Annotated in this window: 16 protein-coding genes; 8 read left to right on the top strand and 8 right to left on the bottom strand. The window is 64.5% G+C overall.

The features are described from left to right. Window positions 1-3: 3 nt before the first annotated feature. The 4 genes from carA to QMB55_RS13115 all read right to left on the bottom strand — a co-directional run bounded on the left by carA (window position 4) and on the right by QMB55_RS13115 (window position 5,200). Window positions 4-1,152, bottom strand: coding sequence for a glutamine-hydrolyzing carbamoyl-phosphate synthase small subunit (gene carA, locus QMB55_RS13130; protein ID WP_497589170.1), 1,149 nt, complete (start codon window positions 1,150-1,152; stop codon window positions 4-6). A 163-nt stretch (window positions 1,153-1,315) separates the two neighbouring features. Beyond that, complete coding sequence (locus tag QMB55_RS13125) at window positions 1,316-3,895, bottom strand: response regulator (protein WP_497589169.1); 2,580 nt, start codon at window positions 3,893-3,895, stop codon at window positions 1,316-1,318. 17 nt (window positions 3,896-3,912) lie between these two features. After that, window positions 3,913-4,722: a 4-hydroxy-tetrahydrodipicolinate reductase gene (dapB, locus tag QMB55_RS13120; RefSeq protein ID WP_497589168.1), complete on the bottom strand. Its 810-nt coding sequence runs from the start codon at window positions 4,720-4,722 to the stop codon at window positions 3,913-3,915. A gap of 1 nt (window position 4,723) precedes the next feature. Then, a complete protein-coding gene (locus QMB55_RS13115) occupies window positions 4,724-5,200 on the bottom strand; it encodes an outer membrane protein assembly factor BamE (RefSeq protein WP_497589167.1) in 477 nt (158 codons plus the stop codon). Between the two features lie 134 nt (window positions 5,201-5,334). On the opposite strand from QMB55_RS13115, the gene fur reads away from it, so the two are divergent. Beyond that, on the top strand, window positions 5,335-5,802 hold the full coding sequence (gene fur / locus QMB55_RS13110) for a ferric iron uptake transcriptional regulator (protein ID WP_497589166.1): 468 nt from the start codon (window positions 5,335-5,337) through the stop codon (window positions 5,800-5,802). 50 nt (window positions 5,803-5,852) lie between these two features. Here fur and QMB55_RS13105 read toward each other — a convergent pair whose 3' ends face one another. The 3 genes from QMB55_RS13105 to QMB55_RS13095 all read right to left on the bottom strand — a co-directional run bounded on the left by QMB55_RS13105 (window position 5,853) and on the right by QMB55_RS13095 (window position 9,187). Then, window positions 5,853-6,425, bottom strand: coding sequence for a putative metalloprotease CJM1_0395 family protein (locus QMB55_RS13105; RefSeq protein WP_497589165.1), 573 nt, complete (start codon window positions 6,423-6,425; stop codon window positions 5,853-5,855). Window positions 6,426-6,547: 122 nt separating this feature from the next. Continuing rightward, complete coding sequence (gene recN, locus QMB55_RS13100; RefSeq protein ID WP_497589164.1) at window positions 6,548-8,218, bottom strand: DNA repair protein RecN; 1,671 nt, start codon at window positions 8,216-8,218, stop codon at window positions 6,548-6,550. A 33-nt stretch (window positions 8,219-8,251) separates the two neighbouring features. Beyond that, entirely contained in the window at window positions 8,252-9,187 is a 936-nt protein-coding gene (locus QMB55_RS13095; RefSeq protein WP_497589163.1) for an NAD kinase, read from the bottom strand. A gap of 109 nt (window positions 9,188-9,296) precedes the next feature. Here QMB55_RS13095 and hrcA point away from each other — a divergent pair, with 109 nt between their 5' ends. The 4 genes from hrcA to QMB55_RS13075 all read left to right on the top strand — a co-directional run bounded on the left by hrcA (window position 9,297) and on the right by QMB55_RS13075 (window position 14,483). Further along, window positions 9,297-10,322, top strand: coding sequence for a heat-inducible transcriptional repressor HrcA (hrcA, locus tag QMB55_RS13090; protein ID WP_497589162.1), 1,026 nt, complete (start codon window positions 9,297-9,299; stop codon window positions 10,320-10,322). A gap of 17 nt (window positions 10,323-10,339) precedes the next feature. Beyond that, a complete protein-coding gene (gene hemH / locus QMB55_RS13085) occupies window positions 10,340-11,386 on the top strand; it encodes a ferrochelatase (protein ID WP_497589161.1) in 1,047 nt (348 codons plus the stop codon). Between the two features lie 224 nt (window positions 11,387-11,610). After that, on the top strand, window positions 11,611-12,699 hold the full coding sequence (locus QMB55_RS13080; protein WP_497589160.1) for an SPM autocatalytic domain-containing protein: 1,089 nt from the start codon (window positions 11,611-11,613) through the stop codon (window positions 12,697-12,699). A gap of 173 nt (window positions 12,700-12,872) precedes the next feature. Continuing rightward, window positions 12,873-14,483 (top strand): methyl-accepting chemotaxis protein, encoded by a 1,611-nt coding sequence (locus QMB55_RS13075; protein WP_497589159.1) that lies wholly within the window; start codon window positions 12,873-12,875, stop codon window positions 14,481-14,483. 9 nt (window positions 14,484-14,492) lie between these two features. Here QMB55_RS13075 and QMB55_RS13070 read toward each other — a convergent pair whose 3' ends face one another. Beyond that, entirely contained in the window at window positions 14,493-15,836 is a 1,344-nt protein-coding gene (locus QMB55_RS13070) for a protein kinase domain-containing protein (RefSeq protein ID WP_497589158.1), read from the bottom strand. A 296-nt stretch (window positions 15,837-16,132) separates the two neighbouring features. On the opposite strand from QMB55_RS13070, the gene QMB55_RS13065 reads away from it, so the two are divergent. The 3 genes from QMB55_RS13065 to QMB55_RS13055 all read left to right on the top strand — a co-directional run. Further along, a complete protein-coding gene (locus QMB55_RS13065; RefSeq protein WP_497589157.1) occupies window positions 16,133-17,740 on the top strand; it encodes a methyl-accepting chemotaxis protein in 1,608 nt (535 codons plus the stop codon). A gap of 111 nt (window positions 17,741-17,851) precedes the next feature. Then, window positions 17,852-18,397 (top strand): nucleotide exchange factor GrpE, encoded by a 546-nt coding sequence (gene grpE, locus QMB55_RS13060; RefSeq protein ID WP_497589156.1) that lies wholly within the window; start codon window positions 17,852-17,854, stop codon window positions 18,395-18,397. Window positions 18,398-18,484: 87 nt separating this feature from the next. Then, on the top strand, window positions 18,485-18,611 hold a 127-nt coding region (locus QMB55_RS13055), incomplete at its 3' end, for an Hsp70 family protein (RefSeq protein WP_497589197.1).

The raw sequence follows: 18,611 nt of genomic DNA, 5'->3' as shown, positions 1-18,611 counted from the left end.
GAATTACTTACTCCCGCCCTTCTTGGCTTGCATCAGCTGGATGAATCGGTCGAACAGGTAGGCCACGTCGCGCGGGCCCGGGCTTGCTTCCGGGTGCCCCTGGAAGGAGAACGCCGGCACGTCGGTGCGGGCAATGCCCTGCAACGAACCGTCAAAGAGCGAAACGTGGGTGGCGCGCAGATTGGCCGGCAAGGTCTCTGCGTCGACCGCGAAGCCATGGTTCTGACTGGTGATCAGCACCTGCTCGGTGTCGAGGTCCTTGACCGGGTGATTGGCGCCGTGATGACCGAATTTCATCTTCACCGTCTTGGCACCCGAAGCGAGCGCGAGCAGTTGGTGGCCCAGGCAGATGCCGTACGTCGGGACGCCGGCAGCGAGAATTTCGCGAATGGCGGTGATCGCGTAATCGCAGGGCTCGGGGTCGCCAGGCCCGTTGGAGAGGAAGACGCCGTCGGGATTGAGCTTGAGCACCTCGGCGGCGGGCGTCTGCGCCGGCACGACGGTAACTTTGCAGCCACGGGCGGCGAGCATGCGCAGGATGTTACGTTTGACGCCGAAGTCATAGGCCACGACATTGAACTCGCCGACAGGCGCATCGACGTAGCCCTTGAGCGTCCATTCGCCTTCGTTCCAAACGTAGGCAGAGGTGGAAGACACCACCTTGGCCAGGTCCATGCCGGCCAGCCCGGGGAACGCGCGCGCTTCGGCGATGGCGGCTGCCTCATCGACGTTGCCGGCCATAATGCAACCGGCCTGCGCCCCTTTTTCGCGCAGGATGCGCGTCAGCTTACGGGTGTCGATGCCGGCGATGGCCACGACACCGTGCTTTTGCAGATAGTCGGGCAAGGTGTCCTGCATGCGCCAGTTTTCAGCGCGCAACGGCAGATCGCGGATCACCAGACCGGCGGCATAGTTCGCGCCGGACTCGAAGTCCTCGACATTGCAGCCGACGTTGCCGATGTGCGGATAGGTCAGGGTAACGATTTGTCGGCTGTACGAGGGATCGGTCAAGATCTCCTGATAACCGGTGATGGCCGTATTAAAGACCACCTCGCCACAGGTGGCACCAGGCGCGCCGATCGAGAAGCCTCTGAAGAGGGTGCCATCGGCGAGCGCGAGAATCGCGGGCGGAAAAGAGGGTAACAACGACACGTAGAACTCCTGATCCGTAGCTTATATACACAAAAGCGGAACCGGTTTGACCCAGTTCCGCTTTGCACGTCAAACCTTTTGATTATATGGATTTTTTACACCAAGCGCAAGCCATGAATACAAAAAAGCCGCGACCACGGCGCCACCGCGCCGCCACCACCGCTTAGACGACCGTACCACGTTCGACGAAACCTTGCATTTCAGGCTTGAGACGCTTGAGTTCGGCCAGCAGCACTTCCGCCTGCGCCGTGATCGCCGGCCAGTCGGCCTCGCCACCTTTCTTCGCAGCCTCCTCCAATTCCAAGGCACGTCGTCGCGCCTTGTGAGCATGAAAGATGGCGAGCAGGCTTTTCAGGGTGTGCGCATCGATGCACAAGGCCGCTGCGTTTCGCTCGCGGAGCCGCTGGGCAATGCGCTCGGTGTGCTGATCCCATTCGCCGACCAGCATCCGCGCCATGGTCAGCAACAACTCTACGTCGCCCAAATCGGCCAGCGCGGCGGGCAAGTCCAGGGAGACTTCGGCTCCGCTCGGTAACGCTGGGGAGGACACCGCCATCCGCGGCACAGGTAGATCACCCCCGAGATAATCGCGGTAGCGCGCCAACGCGGCATCAAGCTCTACCGGACGCAGAGGCTTGGCCACGTAGTCGTTCATTCCGGCCTGTAGACAGCGCTCGCGATCGCCCGGCATTGCATTGGCCGTCATCGCCACAATGTAGACCGGACGAAATTCCTGGGAAACGACCCAGCTGCGACGCATTTCGCGCGAACGGATCGCCTCGGTCGCCTCCAGGCCGTCCATGACCGGCATCTGCATGTCCATGAAGACGAGGTCGAAGGCACGCTTTTCGAAAAACTCCACAGCATCCGCACCGTGGTTGGCCAGGGTGACCTTAAAGCCGCACCGCGTCAGCAGACGCTCGGCGAGCTCCTGATTGACCGGATTATCCTCGACCACCAACGCTTCCCGCTTCGGCGCATCCGACGCGGCCAACGTGTCTGGCAGAACAAAGGGATCGAGCAGACTGCCACTCTCGCTGCCGCAGCCGAACACCAAGCGCAAAGCCGCGTACAAATCTTCCGCAGCCACCGGCTTGACGAGATGCGCCGCCACCCCGAGCTCACGCAAACGGGAAAAATGCTCGCGTTGCTGCTCGCTGTTGATCAGCATGATCGTCCGCCCGAGCACTTCGCGCCCGGCGGCCCGCGCCGCCAAATATTCAGGCAAGGCCAGACCGCAAGGCGCGCCCATCTGGGCATCGGCAAGCACCACATCGAACGGGGCTGTGGGCGCAAGCTCCGGCGCCGGCGTCAGGAGCCGGACCGCCACCTCTGGATCGTGGGCCACGCAAACCTCCCCGCCCGTCGCACCCAGCACCGCCTGCAATTGGGCGACCAAACCCGGATGATCGGCCAGCAGCAATACCCGCTTTCCGACCAGCACCGGCGCTTGCGGTAACTCACCCGCCTCGGCATCACGCCCGAAATGGGCGGTAAAACGGAAACAGGCCCCGTGCCCGAGCGTACTCTCGACCCAGATCCGTCCTCCCATCAGCTCTACGAGATGACTGCAGATGGCCAAGCCCAACCCTGTTCCACCGTATTTCCGGGTGGTCGAGTCGTCGGCCTGAGAAAACGCCTCGAAGATTGCCCTGCGACGGTGTTCCGGAATGCCGACGCCGGTGTCGCGCACAGAGAGACAAAGCACGCTTTCGCGTGCTGTCTGCGAGTCAACGGCAACCCGAACCTCGATCTCGCCCCGCTCGGTGAACTTGACCGCATTCCCGACCAGATTGACGATGACCTGGCGCAGACGAGTCGGGTCGCCAAGCACCCGTAGCGGCACATCGTCGGCCAGAACCACGACCACCTCGAGCCCTTTGCGATGCGCCGCAACGGCCTGCGTCCGTACCGCTTCGAAGACCACTGGCGCCAGTGCAAAAGAGATCGTCTCGAGGCTGAGCTTGCCGGCTTCGACCTTGGAAAAATCGAGGATGTCGTTGACGATCGCCAGCAACGCCTCGGCGGAAGATTTGACGGTGCGAAGGTAATGCCGCTGTTCGGCGTCGAGCGGCGTATCGAGGGCCAGTTCGGTCATCCCGATGATGCCGTTCATCGGCGTCCGAATTTCGTGGCTCATGTTGGCCAGAAAGGCGCTACGCGCCTGGCTGACGGCTTCGGCAGCCGATTTTGCGGCCAGCGCATCAGCTTCCGACTGGCGGAAGGACGACACGTCGCGCTGCAAGACAATGATGCGTTGCACGCCGCCACGCTCGTCGCGGGCCATGGCCTTGCCTTTGACGAGCAACCAGGCCCACGCCCCGGAACGGGTACGGAGACGGCATTCGCATTGAAAAAACGGGGCCTCGCCCCCGACATGCGCAGCGATGGCCGCATCGAGGCGCTCAAGATCGTCAACATGGACGAGCGAACGCCATGCGGCAAGGGTGTCCTCGAGGTCGCCGTCGGAAAAACCGAGCAGTTGCTTCCAATGACGCCCGGAATCAATGCGCCCGCTCCGGAGATTCCAGTCGGCGAGCGCATCCCCGGAAAGCTCGGCCTGGACCCGCTGGACTGCGGCAAGCTGCGCAACCAAGGCGTCGGCCATGGCGACCAGCCGAGAGACACCATCGGTGAGCGCAGGATGCTGCGGCGCCGCAGTGTTCAGCAACCGCCGCAGGGCCGCTTCGCCCTCGGCGCCGAAGATCGCATGGACCCGGGCCGCGAGCAGCGGCGATTTCATCGCGCCCTCGCCCGGACTCAGCGCAGCCCGAGGACGTCCTGCATGTCGAACTGGCCGTTCTGCTTCCCGGCCAGGAAACGTGCCGCGCGCAGACTGCCAAGCGCATACGGCATGCGGCTGCCGGCCTTGTGGTTGATCTCGACACGCTCACCGGTACCGCAATACATCACCGTGTGATCGCCGACGATGTCACCGCCGCGCACGGTGGCAAAACCGATGGTCGACGGATCGCGTTCACCGGTCACGCCTTCACGCCCGTAGATCGCGCATTCCTTGAGGTCGCGCCCGAGCGCTTGAGCCACCACTTCGCCCATGCGCAGCGCAGTGCCTGACGGCGCGTCGATCTTGTGCCGGTGATGGGCCTCGACGATCTCGATGTCGTACCCCTCGTTCATGATCCGCGAAGCCATGTCGAGCAGCTTGAAAACCACGTTCACGCCGACGCTCATGTTCGGCGCAAAGACGACCGGAATTTCCTTCCCGGCTTCGGCGATAGCCGCCTTTCCGGCGGCATCGAAGCCGGTCGTCCCAATCACCATGCCGACATGATGTCGACGGCAGATCGAGAGGTGATGCAGCGTTCCTTCAGGGCGGGTGAAATCGATCAGACAATCGGCCAGCGCGATGCCAGCCTCGACGTCGGACGTCACCATGACCCCGCACGGCTGGCCGACGAGTTCGCCCGCGTCCTTGCCGATCGCCGACGTTCCCGGCTGATCGATCGCTGCCACGAGGCGAACGCCGGCGTCTTTCAGCGCCGACTCGATGATCATCCGTCCCATGCGCCCGCTGGCGCCCACCACTGCAATCTTGATCGCTGCACTCATATCAGAACCCTACTTTTTCCAACATTCTGGAGAAGAACCCCTGCTCCTCGGGCGGCGGCGCGACAGCGTCGGCACTGATCGAGCCCAGGTCGATCTCGCGCATCCGGCTCTCGCCCGCCTTGGACGTATCTTCGGCAGTCGCCGCCGTCACGTCGCCGGCCACCCGCACCAAGCGGTTGTTGGCGTCGAAAAAGGTCGAGAACTTGCGCAACTCGACTTCGCCGGTACTGCCCTTCTTCAGGGAATAGACGTAATCCCAGCGACTGGCATGGAACATGTCCTGCAGCATCGGCGTGCCGAGGATGAAACGGACCTGGTCCTTGCTCAGCCCCGGTCGCAGTTGCGATACCATTTCCTGGGACAGGACGTTGCCCTGCTGTACGTCGATCTTGTACTCGTTTACGATGCGCGGTACTGACGAGCAACCGGCAAGCAGGGTCAGCAGGAAGACTGAACGAAAGAGGCGGTAGAAAGTCATGCCTGTGGTCTGGGATAGTTGAATCAAGACCGGCCCGAAGCCGTGGAGCCGGCCACATGAACCGATCCGCATAACGCATGTCGTATCGGCGGTATATCATAACCGAAAAGCAGACACCTTCTCGCAAAGCAGCCATGAGCCGATCGAACGAACTGAAGAGCATGGGTCTCAAAGCGACCCTGCCGCGCCTGAAAATTCTTGAACTGTTCGAAAAGGCCGAACAAAGGCACCTGAGCGCCGACGACGTCTATCGGCAATTGCTCGGTGCGCACATGGACATCGGACTGGCCACCGTCTACCGCGTCCTCACCCAATTCGAACAGGCCGGCCTGCTCGAACGGCATCATTTCGAATCCGGGAAAGCCGTGTTCGAGATGAAGGCCGGGCAGCACCACGACCACCTTGTCTGCATCAATTGCGGCCGGGTCGAAGAGTTCGTCGACGAAGAGATTGAGCGCCGCCAGAAGCGCATTGCGCGCGAACGCGGCTTCGTGATCCAGGAACACGCGCTCTACCTCTACGCCGAATGCAACAAGCCGGATTGCCCGCATCGTGCGGAAGGCGAAAGCGCGAACCACGAGCCACAGCACGGCGGCGCCTGAACCCCTCCCCTACCTGAGCCCTGCTGCCGTAATGGCACGGGGCGTGCAAATCAAGCGTACTGATCCAATCGAGCGCCAAGCCCGGCGAGGTTGCTTTCTGCGCGCCCATCGGGCGCATAAAGCACATGCGCTGCCTCGGCCTGCCGCTCCGCCACCAGGTCGATCCGTGCTTGCTGCTCCATCTGCGTCGCGTGCGCGGCCACAGAATGGTCCTGCGGAGAAGGATCGGCCGGCGCCAAGGCCGTCGCCCGGATATGTGCCGCCTTGGGCAGGGTTTCCTGTGGGGTACGCCCCGGCGAGACGTCGATCGAAACCTCCCCGGCCACGGCATAGCGCTTGCTGTCCGGCCCCGTGGTGTAGGAAAAGTTGGCACCGCCGCGCACCAAGTCGCCGCCAACCGCCAGATGCGCCTGCTCGTGAGCCCGGACCGCGCGATCAGTGGCGCGCAAACGGGCAACGTCCTGCAGTTCGGCAGGAGAAAGCGCTACTCCCGCCTGCGCTGTAGCGCGACTGCTCTGCCGAGCCTGAACCTTCGCGGCACTTGTATCCGAGCCGGCCAGGAACCGGGAGAGGGTGGAAAAACCGAGATCGGACGACGATCCGGCCGCTTGCGCATTCATCATTGGCAAACGCCTCGAAACACCCTTCACTCAAGGTAGTCGAGCTGGCCGCGTAAATCCAGAACGCCCTGCGCCGCCCCCTCGACCCGCACCCCGCACCACCCCGACCAGGATCGCGGCCCGAATCACGCTTGCGCCGACGCCCCCGGGGTCAGCATCTCGCGGGCGTGCTGGCGGGTAATGGCGGTGATTTCCACGCCCCCCAGCATGCGCGCCAACTCCTCGACGCGGGCATCGGCGTCGAGCGCCGTAACTCGGCTCTTGAGCACGCCCCTTTCGATGCCCTTACTGACTTGCCACTGCCAATCGGCGCGCGCCGCCACCTGGGGCAGATGCGTCACGCAGAGCACCTGCCGCTCGCGCCCCAACTCATGCAACAGGCGGCCGACGACCTCGGCAACGCCACCGCCGATGCCGACATCGACCTCGTCGAAAATCAGCGTCGGCACGCTCGCCGCCTGGCTGGTGACCACCTGAATGGCCAGGCTGATGCGCGACAGCTCGCCGCCCGAGGCGACTTTGGCCAGCGGTCGCGCTGGCCCGTTGCCGGCGCCGGCAATGCGGAAATCCACGCTTTCGAGCCCCTGCGCCGACCCGCCTTCGAGCGGCAGCAGCGCGACTTCGAAACGCCCGCCCGCCAGCGCCAGCTGCTGCATCACGCGGCTGACGTCCTTGCTCAGTTGCTGTGCCGCCCGTGCCCGCTGTTTGCCCAGCGCTTCGGCACTGCGCTGGTACGCCTGCTGCGCGGCCGCGCAACGGGCGCGCAGCGCCTCCAGATCGGCCTGCTCGCCAAGCGCCGCCAGACGCGCCTTCCAGCCGGCCAGCAGCCCAGGCAGTTCCTCGGGCGTGGCACGGTGCTTGCGGGCGCACCCGAGCACCGCATCGATGCGTCGTTCGACTTCGCCCAGCCGCTGCGGATCAAGCTCAACGCGGTCAGCATAGCGACGCAGGTCGGAGACGGCGTCGGCAAGCTCGGCTTGCGCCGAACGCAGCACGCCGCCGATTTCGGCAAGCGCCGGATCGTATTCGGCCAGATCGGCGAGGCGCTTGACCACGCCGTCGAGCAAGCTGGCGCAGGCGGTCTCGTCCTCGGACAAAGCGGCCAACGCAAAACGCGCGCCCTCAGCCAACCCGGCCGCGTGCCCGAGCCGTTTGTGCTCGAGGTTGAGCGACTCCCATTCGTCGGTGGTAAAGGCCAGCGCATCGACCTCGCCCACCTGCCATTCAAGACGTTCGCGTTCTTCGGCCAAGGCTTCGGCGCCGCCCTCGGCTTCGGCGAGGCGCGTCAGCGCGGCCTTCCAGACTCGCCAGGCCTCGCCCACCGCGGCGGCCTGTGGCAGCAGCCCGGCGTGGCCGTCGAGCAAGAGGCGTTGCGCATCGGCCCGCAGCAGCGATTGGTGCGCGTGCTGGCCGTGGATGTCGACCAAGGTTTCGGCCACTTCGCGCAATTGCTGCACCGTCGCCGGCGCGCCATTGATGTAGGCGCGCGAACGCCCGCCTGCATCGAGCACGCGCCGCAGCACCAGTTCGCCGTCCTGATCGAGGTCGAGCGCCTTGAGCCAAGCGGCTGCGGCAGGCGCATCGTCGAGATCGAAACTCACCCCCACTTCGGCACGTTCGCAGCCGTTGCGCACGAGGCCGGCATCGGCGCGCTCGCCGAGCACGAAGGCCAAGGCATCGACGAGGATGGACTTGCCAGCCCCGGTTTCCCCGGTCAGCACACCGAAGCCCGCATCGAACTCAAGTTCGAGACGATCGACGAGGACGAAATCGCGGATGTTCAGGCGGCGCAGCATGGCAAGCGGGTCCGTTCGGATCAGGAGAGTCGGTCAGTGGGGGATGGGCTGCTCGCTCCAATGCAGCTTCTTGCGCAGCATGGCGAAGTAACTGTAGCCCGGAGGGTGCAGCAGGCAGATCGAATGCGCCGAACGGCGGATGCGCACGAGGTCGCCTTGCTTGAGGTCAAAGGTGACCTGGCCGTCGAAGTGCACGCGCGAGTCGGTCGCGCGCACGATGCGCACGCCGATTTCGTTGCGGTCGCCGACGAGGATCGGCCGATTGGTGAGCGAATGCGGACAGAGCGGCACCAGCGCAATGCCGGACACAGCGGGATGCAGGATCGGCCCGTTGGCCGAGAGCGAATAAGCGGTCGAGCCGGTTGGCGTGGCCGCGATCAAACCGTCCGAACGCAGGCTGTAGATGAATTCGCCGTCGATGAAGAGTTCAAATTCGATCAACCGACCGATCGCCCCTTTGTCGACCACCACGTCGTTGAGCGCCAGGTTGGCGGCGATGCGCACCCCGCCGCGTAACACGTCGGCGTCGAGCAGCATGCGCGTTTCCGGTGCGAAACGGCCGTCGAGAAGATCGTCAATGCAGGTCAGCATGTCCTGCCGGGCGATGTCGGTCATGAACCCGAGCCGTCCCTGGTTGATCCCGACCAAGGGCACGCCGTAGCTCGCCAACTGGCGAGCCGCATTGAGCAGCGTTCCGTCGCCGCCGATCACGACGGCCATCTCGGCGCATTCGCCGATCGCCTGGAAATCCATGAATTCCCAGGGACGCAGTTCGTCGGGCGAGATCGAATTCTTGGCCGTCACCGTCTCGATGACCACCCGCACACCGCGCACGCTCAAGGCATGCGCCATCGCCACCAACGATTCGGCGATTTCCGGGCTGTGGTATTTGCCGATCAGCGCCACGGTACGCGTTGAGCCGGCGTCTCCGGTGGGGCGGCGCTGGGCTTTCGGGTCATTTTTAGTCATCCTGAAATTAAACCACATTTCATTGTCGGCGCGCCGCCGCGTCGCGGCCGTCACAGCGCATTCTCGCGCCGATTTGCCGCCCTCGCCCGGGCTTTGTAAAATCGAACCCATGCTCGACGAACGCGCCAAAACCCTGCTCAAGACCCTGATCGAACGCTACATCGCCGACGGTCAGCCGGTCGGTTCGCGGGCGCTCTCCAAATATTCCGGCCTCGACCTCTCGGCGGCAACGGTGCGCAACGTCATGGCCGACCTCGAAGACCTCGGTCTGATCGCCAGCCCGCACACCTCGGCCGGGCGCATCCCGACCCCGCGCGGCTACCGTCTCTTCGTCGACTCACTGCTCACCGTGCAGCCGCTCGAAAACGAGCGCATCAGCGCCATGGCCGGGCAACTTCACCCGCGCCAACCGCAGCAATTGATCAGTAACGCCTCGCACCTCGTCTCCGAACTCACCCACTTTGCCGGCATCGTCCTCACCCCGCGCCGGGCAACGCCGAAAATCCGGCACATGGAGTTCGTCAGCCTGGCCGAGAAGCGCATCCTGCTGATCCTCGTCACCGCCGACGGTGACGTGCAGAACCGCATTCTGTTCACCGAGCGCGCCTATTCGGCCTCCGAACTCGTCGTCGCCACCAACTACCTCAACCAGTATTTCGCCGGCCACGATTTCGAACACATCCGCACCCGCGTCAAGGACGAACTGCTCCGCCTGCGCACCGACCTGCACGACCTGATGGCCGCGGCGCTCGTCGCTGGCGACGAGGCATTGCGCGACGCCGGCGACGATTACGTCATCTCGGGCGAACGCAACCTGCTCGAAGTCGAGGAACTGTCGTCGAACATGAAGCGCCTGCGCGAACTGTTCGACCTCTTCGAACAGCGCACCGCCCTGATGCAATTGCTCGACATTTCGCAGCGCGCCGACGGCATCCAGATTTTCATTGGCGGCGAATCGGGCCTTGCCCCACTCGACGAATGCAGCGTTGTCGCCGCGCCGTACGAGGTCGACGGTCAAGTGGTGGGTTCGGTCGGCGTCATCGGCCCGACGCGCATGGCCTACGAACGGGTCATCCCGATCATCGACATCACCGCCAGGCTGCTGTCCTCGGCGCTCACCCAGCGCGGCACCTGAGCGCCAACGGACAATCCATGCCACGTTACGCCGCCGCACCCGCCGACCCGAGCGACGCCCCGCAAAAAACGGGGATCGTGTTGATCAACCTCGGCACCCCCGAGGCGCCGACCGCAGAGGCCGTCCGGCGCTACCTCAAGGAGTTCCTTTCCGACCCCCGCGTCGTCGAGATTCCGCACCTCATCTGGTGGCCCATCCTCAACGGCATCATCCTCAACACTCGCCCGGCCAAATCAGCCGCCAAATACGCCGCGATCTGGTCGCCCGAAGGCTCGCCGCTCAAGGTGTTCACCGAACGCCAGACCGCGCTGTTGCGCGACACCCTGGCCGCGCGCGGCCACCGGGTCGTCGTCGACTACGCGATGCGCTACGGCACCCCGTCCATCCCCGCCGTCCTCGACCGACTCAAGGCCGAAGGCTGCAGCCGAATCCTGCTCCTGCCGCTCTATCCTCAGTACGCCGCCAGCACCACGGCCACCGCCGTCGACGCCGCCGCCGGTTGGCTGACGCGACAACGTCGGCAACCCGAATGGCGCAGCCTGCGCGCCTACGCCGACGATCCCGGCTACATCGAGGCGCTCGCCGCCAGCGTCCGCCAACACTGGCAGGCCCACCCGCGCCCCGCCACGGGTTATCGCCTGCTGACCAGCTTCCACGGCGTCCCGCGCCGCACGCGCGACCTCGGCGACCCGTATTACGGAGAATGCCTCCAGACCGCGCGCCTGCTCGCCAAGGCCCTCGGCCTCTCGGACGAAACACTGGTCGTCACGTTTCAGTCGCGCTTTGGGCGCGCCGAGTGGCTACAACCCTACACCGCGCCCACCCTGGTTGAACTCGGAAAACAGAAACTCGCCCGCATCGACGTCCTGTGCCCCGGATTCACGGCCGATTGCCTCGAAACGCTCGAAGAAATCGCCCTTGAAGGCAAGGCAGAATTCCTCGCCGCAGGGGGTGGCGAATACCACTACATTCCGGCACTCAACGACCGGCCGGAGTGGATCGCCGCGCTCGCCGACCTCGCCGAACGCCATTTGCAGGGCTGGCCGACGCGCAGGCCCGACTGAGGCCCATCTCGGCCAATCTCACCCAGGCCAGTTGCTGCGGCCGCCCCTCTTCAACGCCTCCGCCTGCAACCGGCGCTCAAGTCCTCCCCCGTAACACCGTTAACCGGATATCGGGACCCAACAACCGGCCTGCACCGACTGCCCCCGCTCCCCCTTGCCGCCCTTGCACGCCCCGCCGCCTGCGGGACGGGCACAAGGCTTCTTCTGCTCAGAAGGAGACCGCCATGAAGATCGCCGCTTCCGCCCTCCACCTCGACGCCCTGCATCAACGCCAGGAAAGCTACAGTCAAAGCACATCCCTGCGCGCTTGGCGCGACGCGCCCACCGACCGCGCCGCCCCCTCGCCCTCCACTCCGCCGGCCACCAGCCCCGCCCGGGTCAGCCTCTCCGAAGCTGGGCGTAAGGCTCAAGCCGACGAAAGCAATGCAACCAGCGCCATCGAGGATGCGGCCCAGGCCGCTGAAAACGACCCACGGCTGAGCCTCCTCCGCGCCCTGATCGCCCTGCTGACCGGGAAGGACCCGCTTTCGCTGAGCCTCAGCGATTTCGCCTCCGCCACCGAGACCTCCGCGGACGCGCCGGCCTCCGAGACGCCCACTGCCGCCCCCTCACAAGCCAACGCCGGTGCGCCTGCGGTCGGCTGGGGCGTTGAGTTTTCACAATCCGTGCAGTACAGCGAAAGCGAATCGATGAGCTTTTCCGCCTCAGGGATGATCCGCACCGCCGACGGGCAGGACATTCGTTTCGACCTCTCGCTCACGCTCAACCGGAGCTTTTCCTTCAGCAGTGAGACAAGCCTGAAACTCGGCGACGCCGCGCGCCCCAAGAAAGACCCGCTGATCCTCAATTTCGCCGGCCCGGCAGCGCAACTGACCAGCCAACGCTTCGCCTTCGACCTCGACAGCGACGGCAAGGCCGACCAGATTCACTTCGCCACCGGCGGCAGCGGTTTCCTGGCCCTCGACCGCAACGGCAACGGGCGCATCGACAACGGCAAGGAGCTGTTCGGCGCACAGAGCGGTGACGGTTTCGCCGAACTGGTCAGCCTGGACAGCGATGCCAACGGCTGGATCGACGAGAATGACCCGGCCTACGCCCAGCTGCGCCTGTTGCGCAAAGACGCAGACGGCCAGGAGCGACTGAGCACGCTGCACGAAGCCCAGGTCGGCGCCATCGCGCTCAGTCGCGTCAGTTCACCATTTGAACTTAAGACGGCGAACCAGGCATCGCCAGGAGAAATCCGCAGCAGCGGCCTCTTCCTCGGCGAAAACGGCACACCGGGCGTCGTCCAGCAGATCGACCTGAGCGTCTAAGCGCGCCTCGCCCGAGCGCGAACCTCTTGCCCGGCGGCGTGTCGATGGCACAGACCGCCGCGTGGCCCCTCGTCCCGTCTTGAAGCGAAACGCAGCGCCTCCCATACTGGAGAGAGACTGGAGGCCGTTCCCCTCGCGCCAGTGCAGGTCCGGTTTTCGTGGAGAACTGCGGGATGAAAACGCCAAAGATCTGGATTCGTCTAACGGCCGCCATCTGGGGCATGCTGGTTCTGGTCTGGGCCGGCATGATCCACTGGCAGAGCAACGTCAGCCGCGAAACCTCGATCCGCCAGGCCGGCGACTTCGCCCAGAGCGTCCATGAGATGACGATGGCCGGCCTGACCGGGATGATGATCACGGGCACCATCGCCGAGCGCGCCGTCTTCCTCGATCAGATCCGCCAGTTGAGTCTGATCCGCGATCTGCACGTGGCTCGTGCCCCGGCCGTCAGCCGCCTGTTCGGGGCCGACAGCGTGGATCGACGTCCCTTGGACCCGCTGGAACAACAGGTTTTGAACGAAGGCAAAGGGCTCACACGGATCGACAGCGACCAGGGCATCCCGGTGCTTCGGGTCATCACCCCAACCCTCGCGTCCAGCAATTACCTGGGCAAGGATTGCATCGCCTGCCATCAGGTACCGGAAGGCACGGTCCTGGGCGTCGTGAGCATGAAAGTATCCCTCGCCACGGTCGAAGCGGACGCATCGCGCTTCCGCCTTCAGATTGCCCTGGCTGCGGCCACCGCCAGCCTCGTCCTGCTCGCGCTGATCTTCTACTTTACCCGGCATTTCGTGACCCGACCGATCGAGCAACTCGAACAGGGGTTACGCGAAATCGCACACGGCGAAGGCGACCTGACGCGTCGCCTGCCCGTTCGCAGTCAGGACGAAATCGGGCAAACCGCCGGCAGTTTCAACGCCATGATGGATAACGTCGCCCAACTCATTCGCCAAATCCGTGAGGCGGCCCTGCGTGTCTCCGCCCAATCGCACGAAGTCTCGGCCGCCGCCCGCCGAGTTGCTGCAGGTATCCAGCAGCAGACGCAACAGACCGCCCAGGCCTCGCTCTCGATCGGCGCCCTCGACGACAGCATCCACGCCATTTCCGAAAGCACCGAAGGCGTGCATGCGCAATCGCAGGAAAGCCTGCGTCGGGCCGATGCCGGGCAAGCCAGCCTGCTCGGCCTGACTCAAGCCATGAACGACACCGAAGCGGCCGTGCAACGGATGTCGACCACCATCGACGAATTCGTGCGCCACACCGAAGCCATTCACCGCATCACGCGCGGCGTGCAGGACATTGCCGAACAGACCAATCTCCTGGCCCTCAACGCCGCCATCGAGGCTGCGCGCGCTGGCGAAGCCGGACGCGGTTTTGCCGTCGTCGCCGACGAAGTGCGCAAGCTGGCCGAGCAGTCCGGCCGCGCGGCGCGCGACATCGACGACATCACGACAACGCTCAATGCCCAGTCGGTCCTCGTCCGCCAGAGCATCGACGAGGGCTTGGCGCACATCGTCACCAGCCATCGCACGGTGGACAACGTCTCCGACATACTGGCATCGGAACACGGTTCGGTGCACCAGGTTGGAGAGGGGCTGAACGCCATCGCCGCCGCTGCGGCCGATCAAGAGCGCTCGAGCGAAGAGATGCGCGCCAGCATCACCGCCATCGCCGCGGCCACCGAAGCCAACCACGCCGCCCTCAAGCAGACCTCGCAAGCCGCGCAGACGCTCGACGCCCTGGCCGAATCGCTGCGCGACTCGGTCAGTCGTTTCAAGGCTTAGTCTTAAGGCTCAGGGCGGCGCCAGTGCCAGTTCGCCAGCGCCGAGCCCGCTGCTGCCCACCACCGCGGATTGGCCTAATTTGGCCAAGGCCTGATTAGCCTCGCGCAGACGGGCCAGCACCTTGGCCACCAGCGTACGGCGGAAGCGTTCGACGAGTTCATCCGAAGAGAGGTCCAGCGCCGCGCTGTTGATTTCGAGGAACAAGGTCGGCTCGAGCGTCACCACGGTCGCCGAGCGCGTGCTGTCGGCAGGATGCAGGTAGGCCATCTCGCCGATCACTTCTCCGGAGCCGAGCCGGCAAAGCACGCGCCCACCCACCGAGACTTCGACGAAGCCCTCGACCACGACGCCGAACATCCGGTTGTTCTCACCTTCGCGCAGCAAGGTCACCTTCGTCGCCACCTCGCGCCAGACGCTGATACGCAGCACCTCCCACAATTCGACGTCTTCGAAATCGGCAAAAAACTCGAGCCGGCGCAAACGCTCGAAATGCTCGGCGTCCTGCTGCGTCGTGTCTTCCTCGAGCATCTGGTAGCGGACCGCCGACAGGTCCTTGGCGAACTCCGCGCCGTTGCGGTAGCGGTTGTAGAGGTCTTTCTCCAGCGCCTTCCGAATGATGGGGTCAAGCCCCGGCGGAAGGTTGGGATTGAGCGCGCAGGCCGAAGGGATGTCGGCATTCACGATCTTATAGACCAGCGCCCCTTGGTTGCTGGCGCGGAACGGCAGGCGACCGGTCAGCAACTGGTAGAGCACGACGCCGAGCGAATAGAGGTCGGTCTTCTGGTTGAGCGGGTAGTTCTTGATCTGCTCCGGCGACATGTAGGCCGGCGAGCCGACGCCCATGACGAAGGTCGAATCCTTGTCGAGATCCTTGTGCAGGTTGAGCGCCAGACCGAAGTCGGTGATCTTCGGCTCATCGTCGTCGGTGATCAGGATGTTTGCCGGCTTGATGTCGCGGTGCACGACCCCTTGCCGGAAAGCGTGATCGAGCGCCAGGCAGCACTTGAAGACAATGCCGATCACCCGATGCATCGGCAGCAGCTTGTTGATCGCGCAAAAGGCGTCGAGCGGCTGCCCCTGGACGTAATCCATCACCAGCCACGCCTGTTTCTCTTCGATCACCGCGTCGTGTACGCGCACGATGTTCGGATGCTCGAGCCGGCGGCCGATCGCGTCCTCGGTCTGGAACAGCTTGCGCAGGCGGCGCGACATCGCCGCGTTGTTCTCGTTGAAGCGAATCAGCTTGATCGCCACGTCTTCCCCGGTGTCCGGATCGGTCGCCAGATAGACGACGGCCGTCGCGCCCTTGCCGAGTTCGCGCACGATTTCGTATTTGCCGATTTTTTCTGCCATACCAGGTTCTTCGCCCCAAAGCCTTGCCGCGGAATCGTGATAATCTAAAAATGCAAAGCATGCCGGCCAACCGGCTTTAGCATGCTAACCAAATACCACAGACACGTCCGGCTCGCAACGAGCAGAGACCAGAAATAAACAGGGGAGATCATGCACCAACCGTTTGTCCGCGCGCCTTAGGCAGCGTCGCGTCGCCGCGCGTATCCGGCGCCTAATCCCTGTATCCCTCGCATCATCGGCTTGGCTCCCTTTGCGGTGCCGGGCCGACTTGCGCGCAACGCCCCCAGAACCACACCATGAAGCTGAACACCCGACTCAATCTGGTCGCGGTCTGCACCGCCGTCGGCCTGCTTATCCTGATCGCCTCCGCCTTGCGCATCCTCTACGTCGGGATGCTCGAAGACCGGCGCAACCAGATCGAACTGACCGTCACCCTCGCCACCAACCAGATCAACACCTTCATCGCCCAGGAAAAAAGCGGCGTCCTGACGCGCGCTGAGGCGCAACAGCGCGCCAAGGAAACGCTGGCGCAGTTGCGCAAGGGCGACGATTACATTTTCGTGCGGGACTTCGATGGCCGCATGCTGGTCCACCCCGATGCCCAACGCCTGGGTAAAATCGACCTCGGCCTGCAGGACGAAGACGGCAACTCAGTCCATCAGCGGTACCTGAAAGCCTTGAGCACTCAGGACTTCGCCTTTGTCGACCTCAAGACGACTCGACCGGGGAGCAAGGCCTACGTCGGCAAGATCAACGGCGTGCGCAAACTGCCCGAATGGGGTTGGATCGTGGGCTTCGGGCAATTCACCGACGACATCGAAAAAACCTACCTCGACGACGCACTCGTTCTCGCGGCAATCGGCGGTTTCGTCCTGCTCGTGGTCGGCGGCCTGGCTTTCGCCACCGCGCGCGCGGTGCGCCGGGCGCTGGCGCCGATCCAGAGCGCCGTCACCCGCATCGAGCGGGAACTCGACCTGACGCTCAGCGCCGAAGTCACCGGCAAGGACGAGATCGCCGAAGTCTCGCAGGCGCTCAACCGCCTGCTCGCCACCCTGCGCGGCAGCTTCGCCGCGATCGCGCAGAGTGTACATGGCATCGCCGACGCCTCGGCTCAACTCGCCTGCGCCGCGTCGCAGACGGCCACCGCCTCGTCCCAACAAAGTGAGGCCGCATCGACAATGGCCGCCAGCGTCGAGCAGATGACGGTCAGCATCAGCCTGGTCAGCGAGCGTACCGGCGAAGCGCACCAGCTCTCGCGCACCTCAGGCGAAATGGCGCTTTCCGGCAATGCAGTCATCAGCCAGACGGTGAACGACATCAAGGCCATCGCCGCTGCGGTGCAACAGGTCTCGGAACGCCTGCGCGAACTGGAAGGCCACAGCAACGGCATCTCGAGCATCGTCTCGGTCATCTCCGAGTTGGCCGAGCAAACCAACCTGCTGGCCCTCAACGCCGCCATTGAAGCGGCACGCGCGGGCGAGCATGGACGCGGCTTCGCCGTCGTCGCCGACGAAGTGCGCAAGCTCGCCGAACGCACGGCCAGCTCAACCAAGGAGATCGGCGGCATGATCGAAGCCATCCGCAGCGTCTCGGGCGCCGCCAGCCTGAGCGTGCGCCACGCCGTTGACTTGGTGCAGACCGGGGTCGGCCGCGCCGACGATGCCAGCCGCACGATCGTTCAGATCGGCGAACAAAGCCAGGCCGGGGTCCGCATGGTCGAAGAAATCGCCACCTCGATCCGCGAGCAGAGTTCGGCCAGCAACGACATCGCCCGCCACATCGAACGCATCGCCGAAATGGCCGAGGAAAGCAGCGCCGCCGCACGCGACAGCGCCGAATCGGCGCAATTGCTCGACCGGCAGGCGAGCGCGGTGCGTGAAGCCATCGTCCGCTTCAAGGTCTGAGCGCCCCCCTGCATCGCCCCGGGAACGCCGACGTTCCCGGTTTTTGATTTTTTCCTCTTGAAACCCGGAAAACCACCCCCAGATGAATGGGGTTATCCGGGAGACCACACCATGGAACTGAGCCAAGACCCCAACAAGAACGCGCCTCAGGGCGCCGAAGACGCGGCGACCGCCGCCAACGCCGGGACGGAAAGCACGCCCAGCCTCGAAGAGATGATCCGCCAGGCCGAACTCAAGGCCGAAGAGCATCACGACGCCTGGCTGCGCGCCAAGGCCGAGACCGAGAACGTCCGCCGCCGCGCCCAGGAGGACATCGCCAAGGCCGCCAAATTCGCCGTCGAGAAGTTCGCCGGCGAACTGCTCGCGGTCAAGGACAGCCTCGAAGCCGCCCTCGCCACCGAGACGCCCAGCGTCGAGAGCCTCAAATCGGGCAGCGAGTTGACCCTCAAGCAACTGGTCGCCGCCTTTGAGAAGTCCAACCTGCGCGAGATCAATCCCCTGGGCGAGAAGTTCGACCCCAATGTCCACCAGGCGATCAGCATGCTCGAGTCCGACCAGGAGCCGAACACCGTGGTCACGGTGCTGCAAAAGGGCTACCTGCTCGCCGACCGCGTCCTGCGCCCGGCGCTGGTCATCGTTGCCAAGGCCAAATCCTGAGCCGGGCTTGAAATCGAAATGACCCGCCCCATCTAGGGGCCATCCGGCAGATTCACGGTATTCACGAAATTCAAAAAGGACACTGAAATGGGCAAAATCATCGGTATCGACCTCGGCACGACCAACTCCTGCGTCGCCGTCATGGAAGGCGGCAAGCCGAAAGTCATCGAAAACTCGGAAGGCGCGCGGACCACGCCGTCGATCGTCGCCTACA

The sequence above is a fragment of the Propionivibrio sp. genome (assembly GCF_041441355.1).
GTDB lineage: Bacteria > Pseudomonadota > Gammaproteobacteria > Burkholderiales > Rhodocyclaceae > Propionivibrio.
This window is presented reverse-complemented; position numbering and strand designations above follow the sequence as displayed.

Excerpts from the sequence above, each read along its gene's own strand:
- QMB55_RS13125 (WP_497589169.1), bottom strand. The coding sequence starts at position 3,895 with ATGAAATCGCCGCTGCTCGCGGCCCGGGTCCATGCGATCTTCGGCGCC.
- dapB (WP_497589168.1), bottom strand. The coding sequence starts at position 4,722 with ATGAGTGCAGCGATCAAGATTGCAGTGGTGGGCGCCAGCGGGCGCATG.
- QMB55_RS13115 (WP_497589167.1), bottom strand. The coding sequence starts at position 5,200 with ATGACTTTCTACCGCCTCTTTCGTTCAGTCTTCCTGCTGACCCTGCTT.
- fur (WP_497589166.1), top strand. The coding sequence starts at position 5,335 with ATGAGCCGATCGAACGAACTGAAGAGCATGGGTCTCAAAGCGACCCTG.
- QMB55_RS13105 (WP_497589165.1), bottom strand. The coding sequence starts at position 6,425 with ATGATGAATGCGCAAGCGGCCGGATCGTCGTCCGATCTCGGTTTTTCC.
- recN (WP_497589164.1), bottom strand. The coding sequence starts at position 8,218 with ATGCTGCGCCGCCTGAACATCCGCGATTTCGTCCTCGTCGATCGTCTC.
- QMB55_RS13095 (WP_497589163.1), bottom strand. The coding sequence starts at position 9,187 with ATGACTAAAAATGACCCGAAAGCCCAGCGCCGCCCCACCGGAGACGCC.
- hrcA (WP_497589162.1), top strand. The coding sequence starts at position 9,297 with ATGCTCGACGAACGCGCCAAAACCCTGCTCAAGACCCTGATCGAACGC.
- hemH (WP_497589161.1), top strand. The coding sequence starts at position 10,340 with ATGCCACGTTACGCCGCCGCACCCGCCGACCCGAGCGACGCCCCGCAA.
- QMB55_RS13080 (WP_497589160.1), top strand. The coding sequence starts at position 11,611 with ATGAAGATCGCCGCTTCCGCCCTCCACCTCGACGCCCTGCATCAACGC.
- QMB55_RS13075 (WP_497589159.1), top strand. The coding sequence starts at position 12,873 with ATGAAAACGCCAAAGATCTGGATTCGTCTAACGGCCGCCATCTGGGGC.
- QMB55_RS13070 (WP_497589158.1), bottom strand. The coding sequence starts at position 15,836 with ATGGCAGAAAAAATCGGCAAATACGAAATCGTGCGCGAACTCGGCAAG.
- QMB55_RS13065 (WP_497589157.1), top strand. The coding sequence starts at position 16,133 with ATGAAGCTGAACACCCGACTCAATCTGGTCGCGGTCTGCACCGCCGTC.
- grpE (WP_497589156.1), top strand. The coding sequence starts at position 17,852 with ATGGAACTGAGCCAAGACCCCAACAAGAACGCGCCTCAGGGCGCCGAA.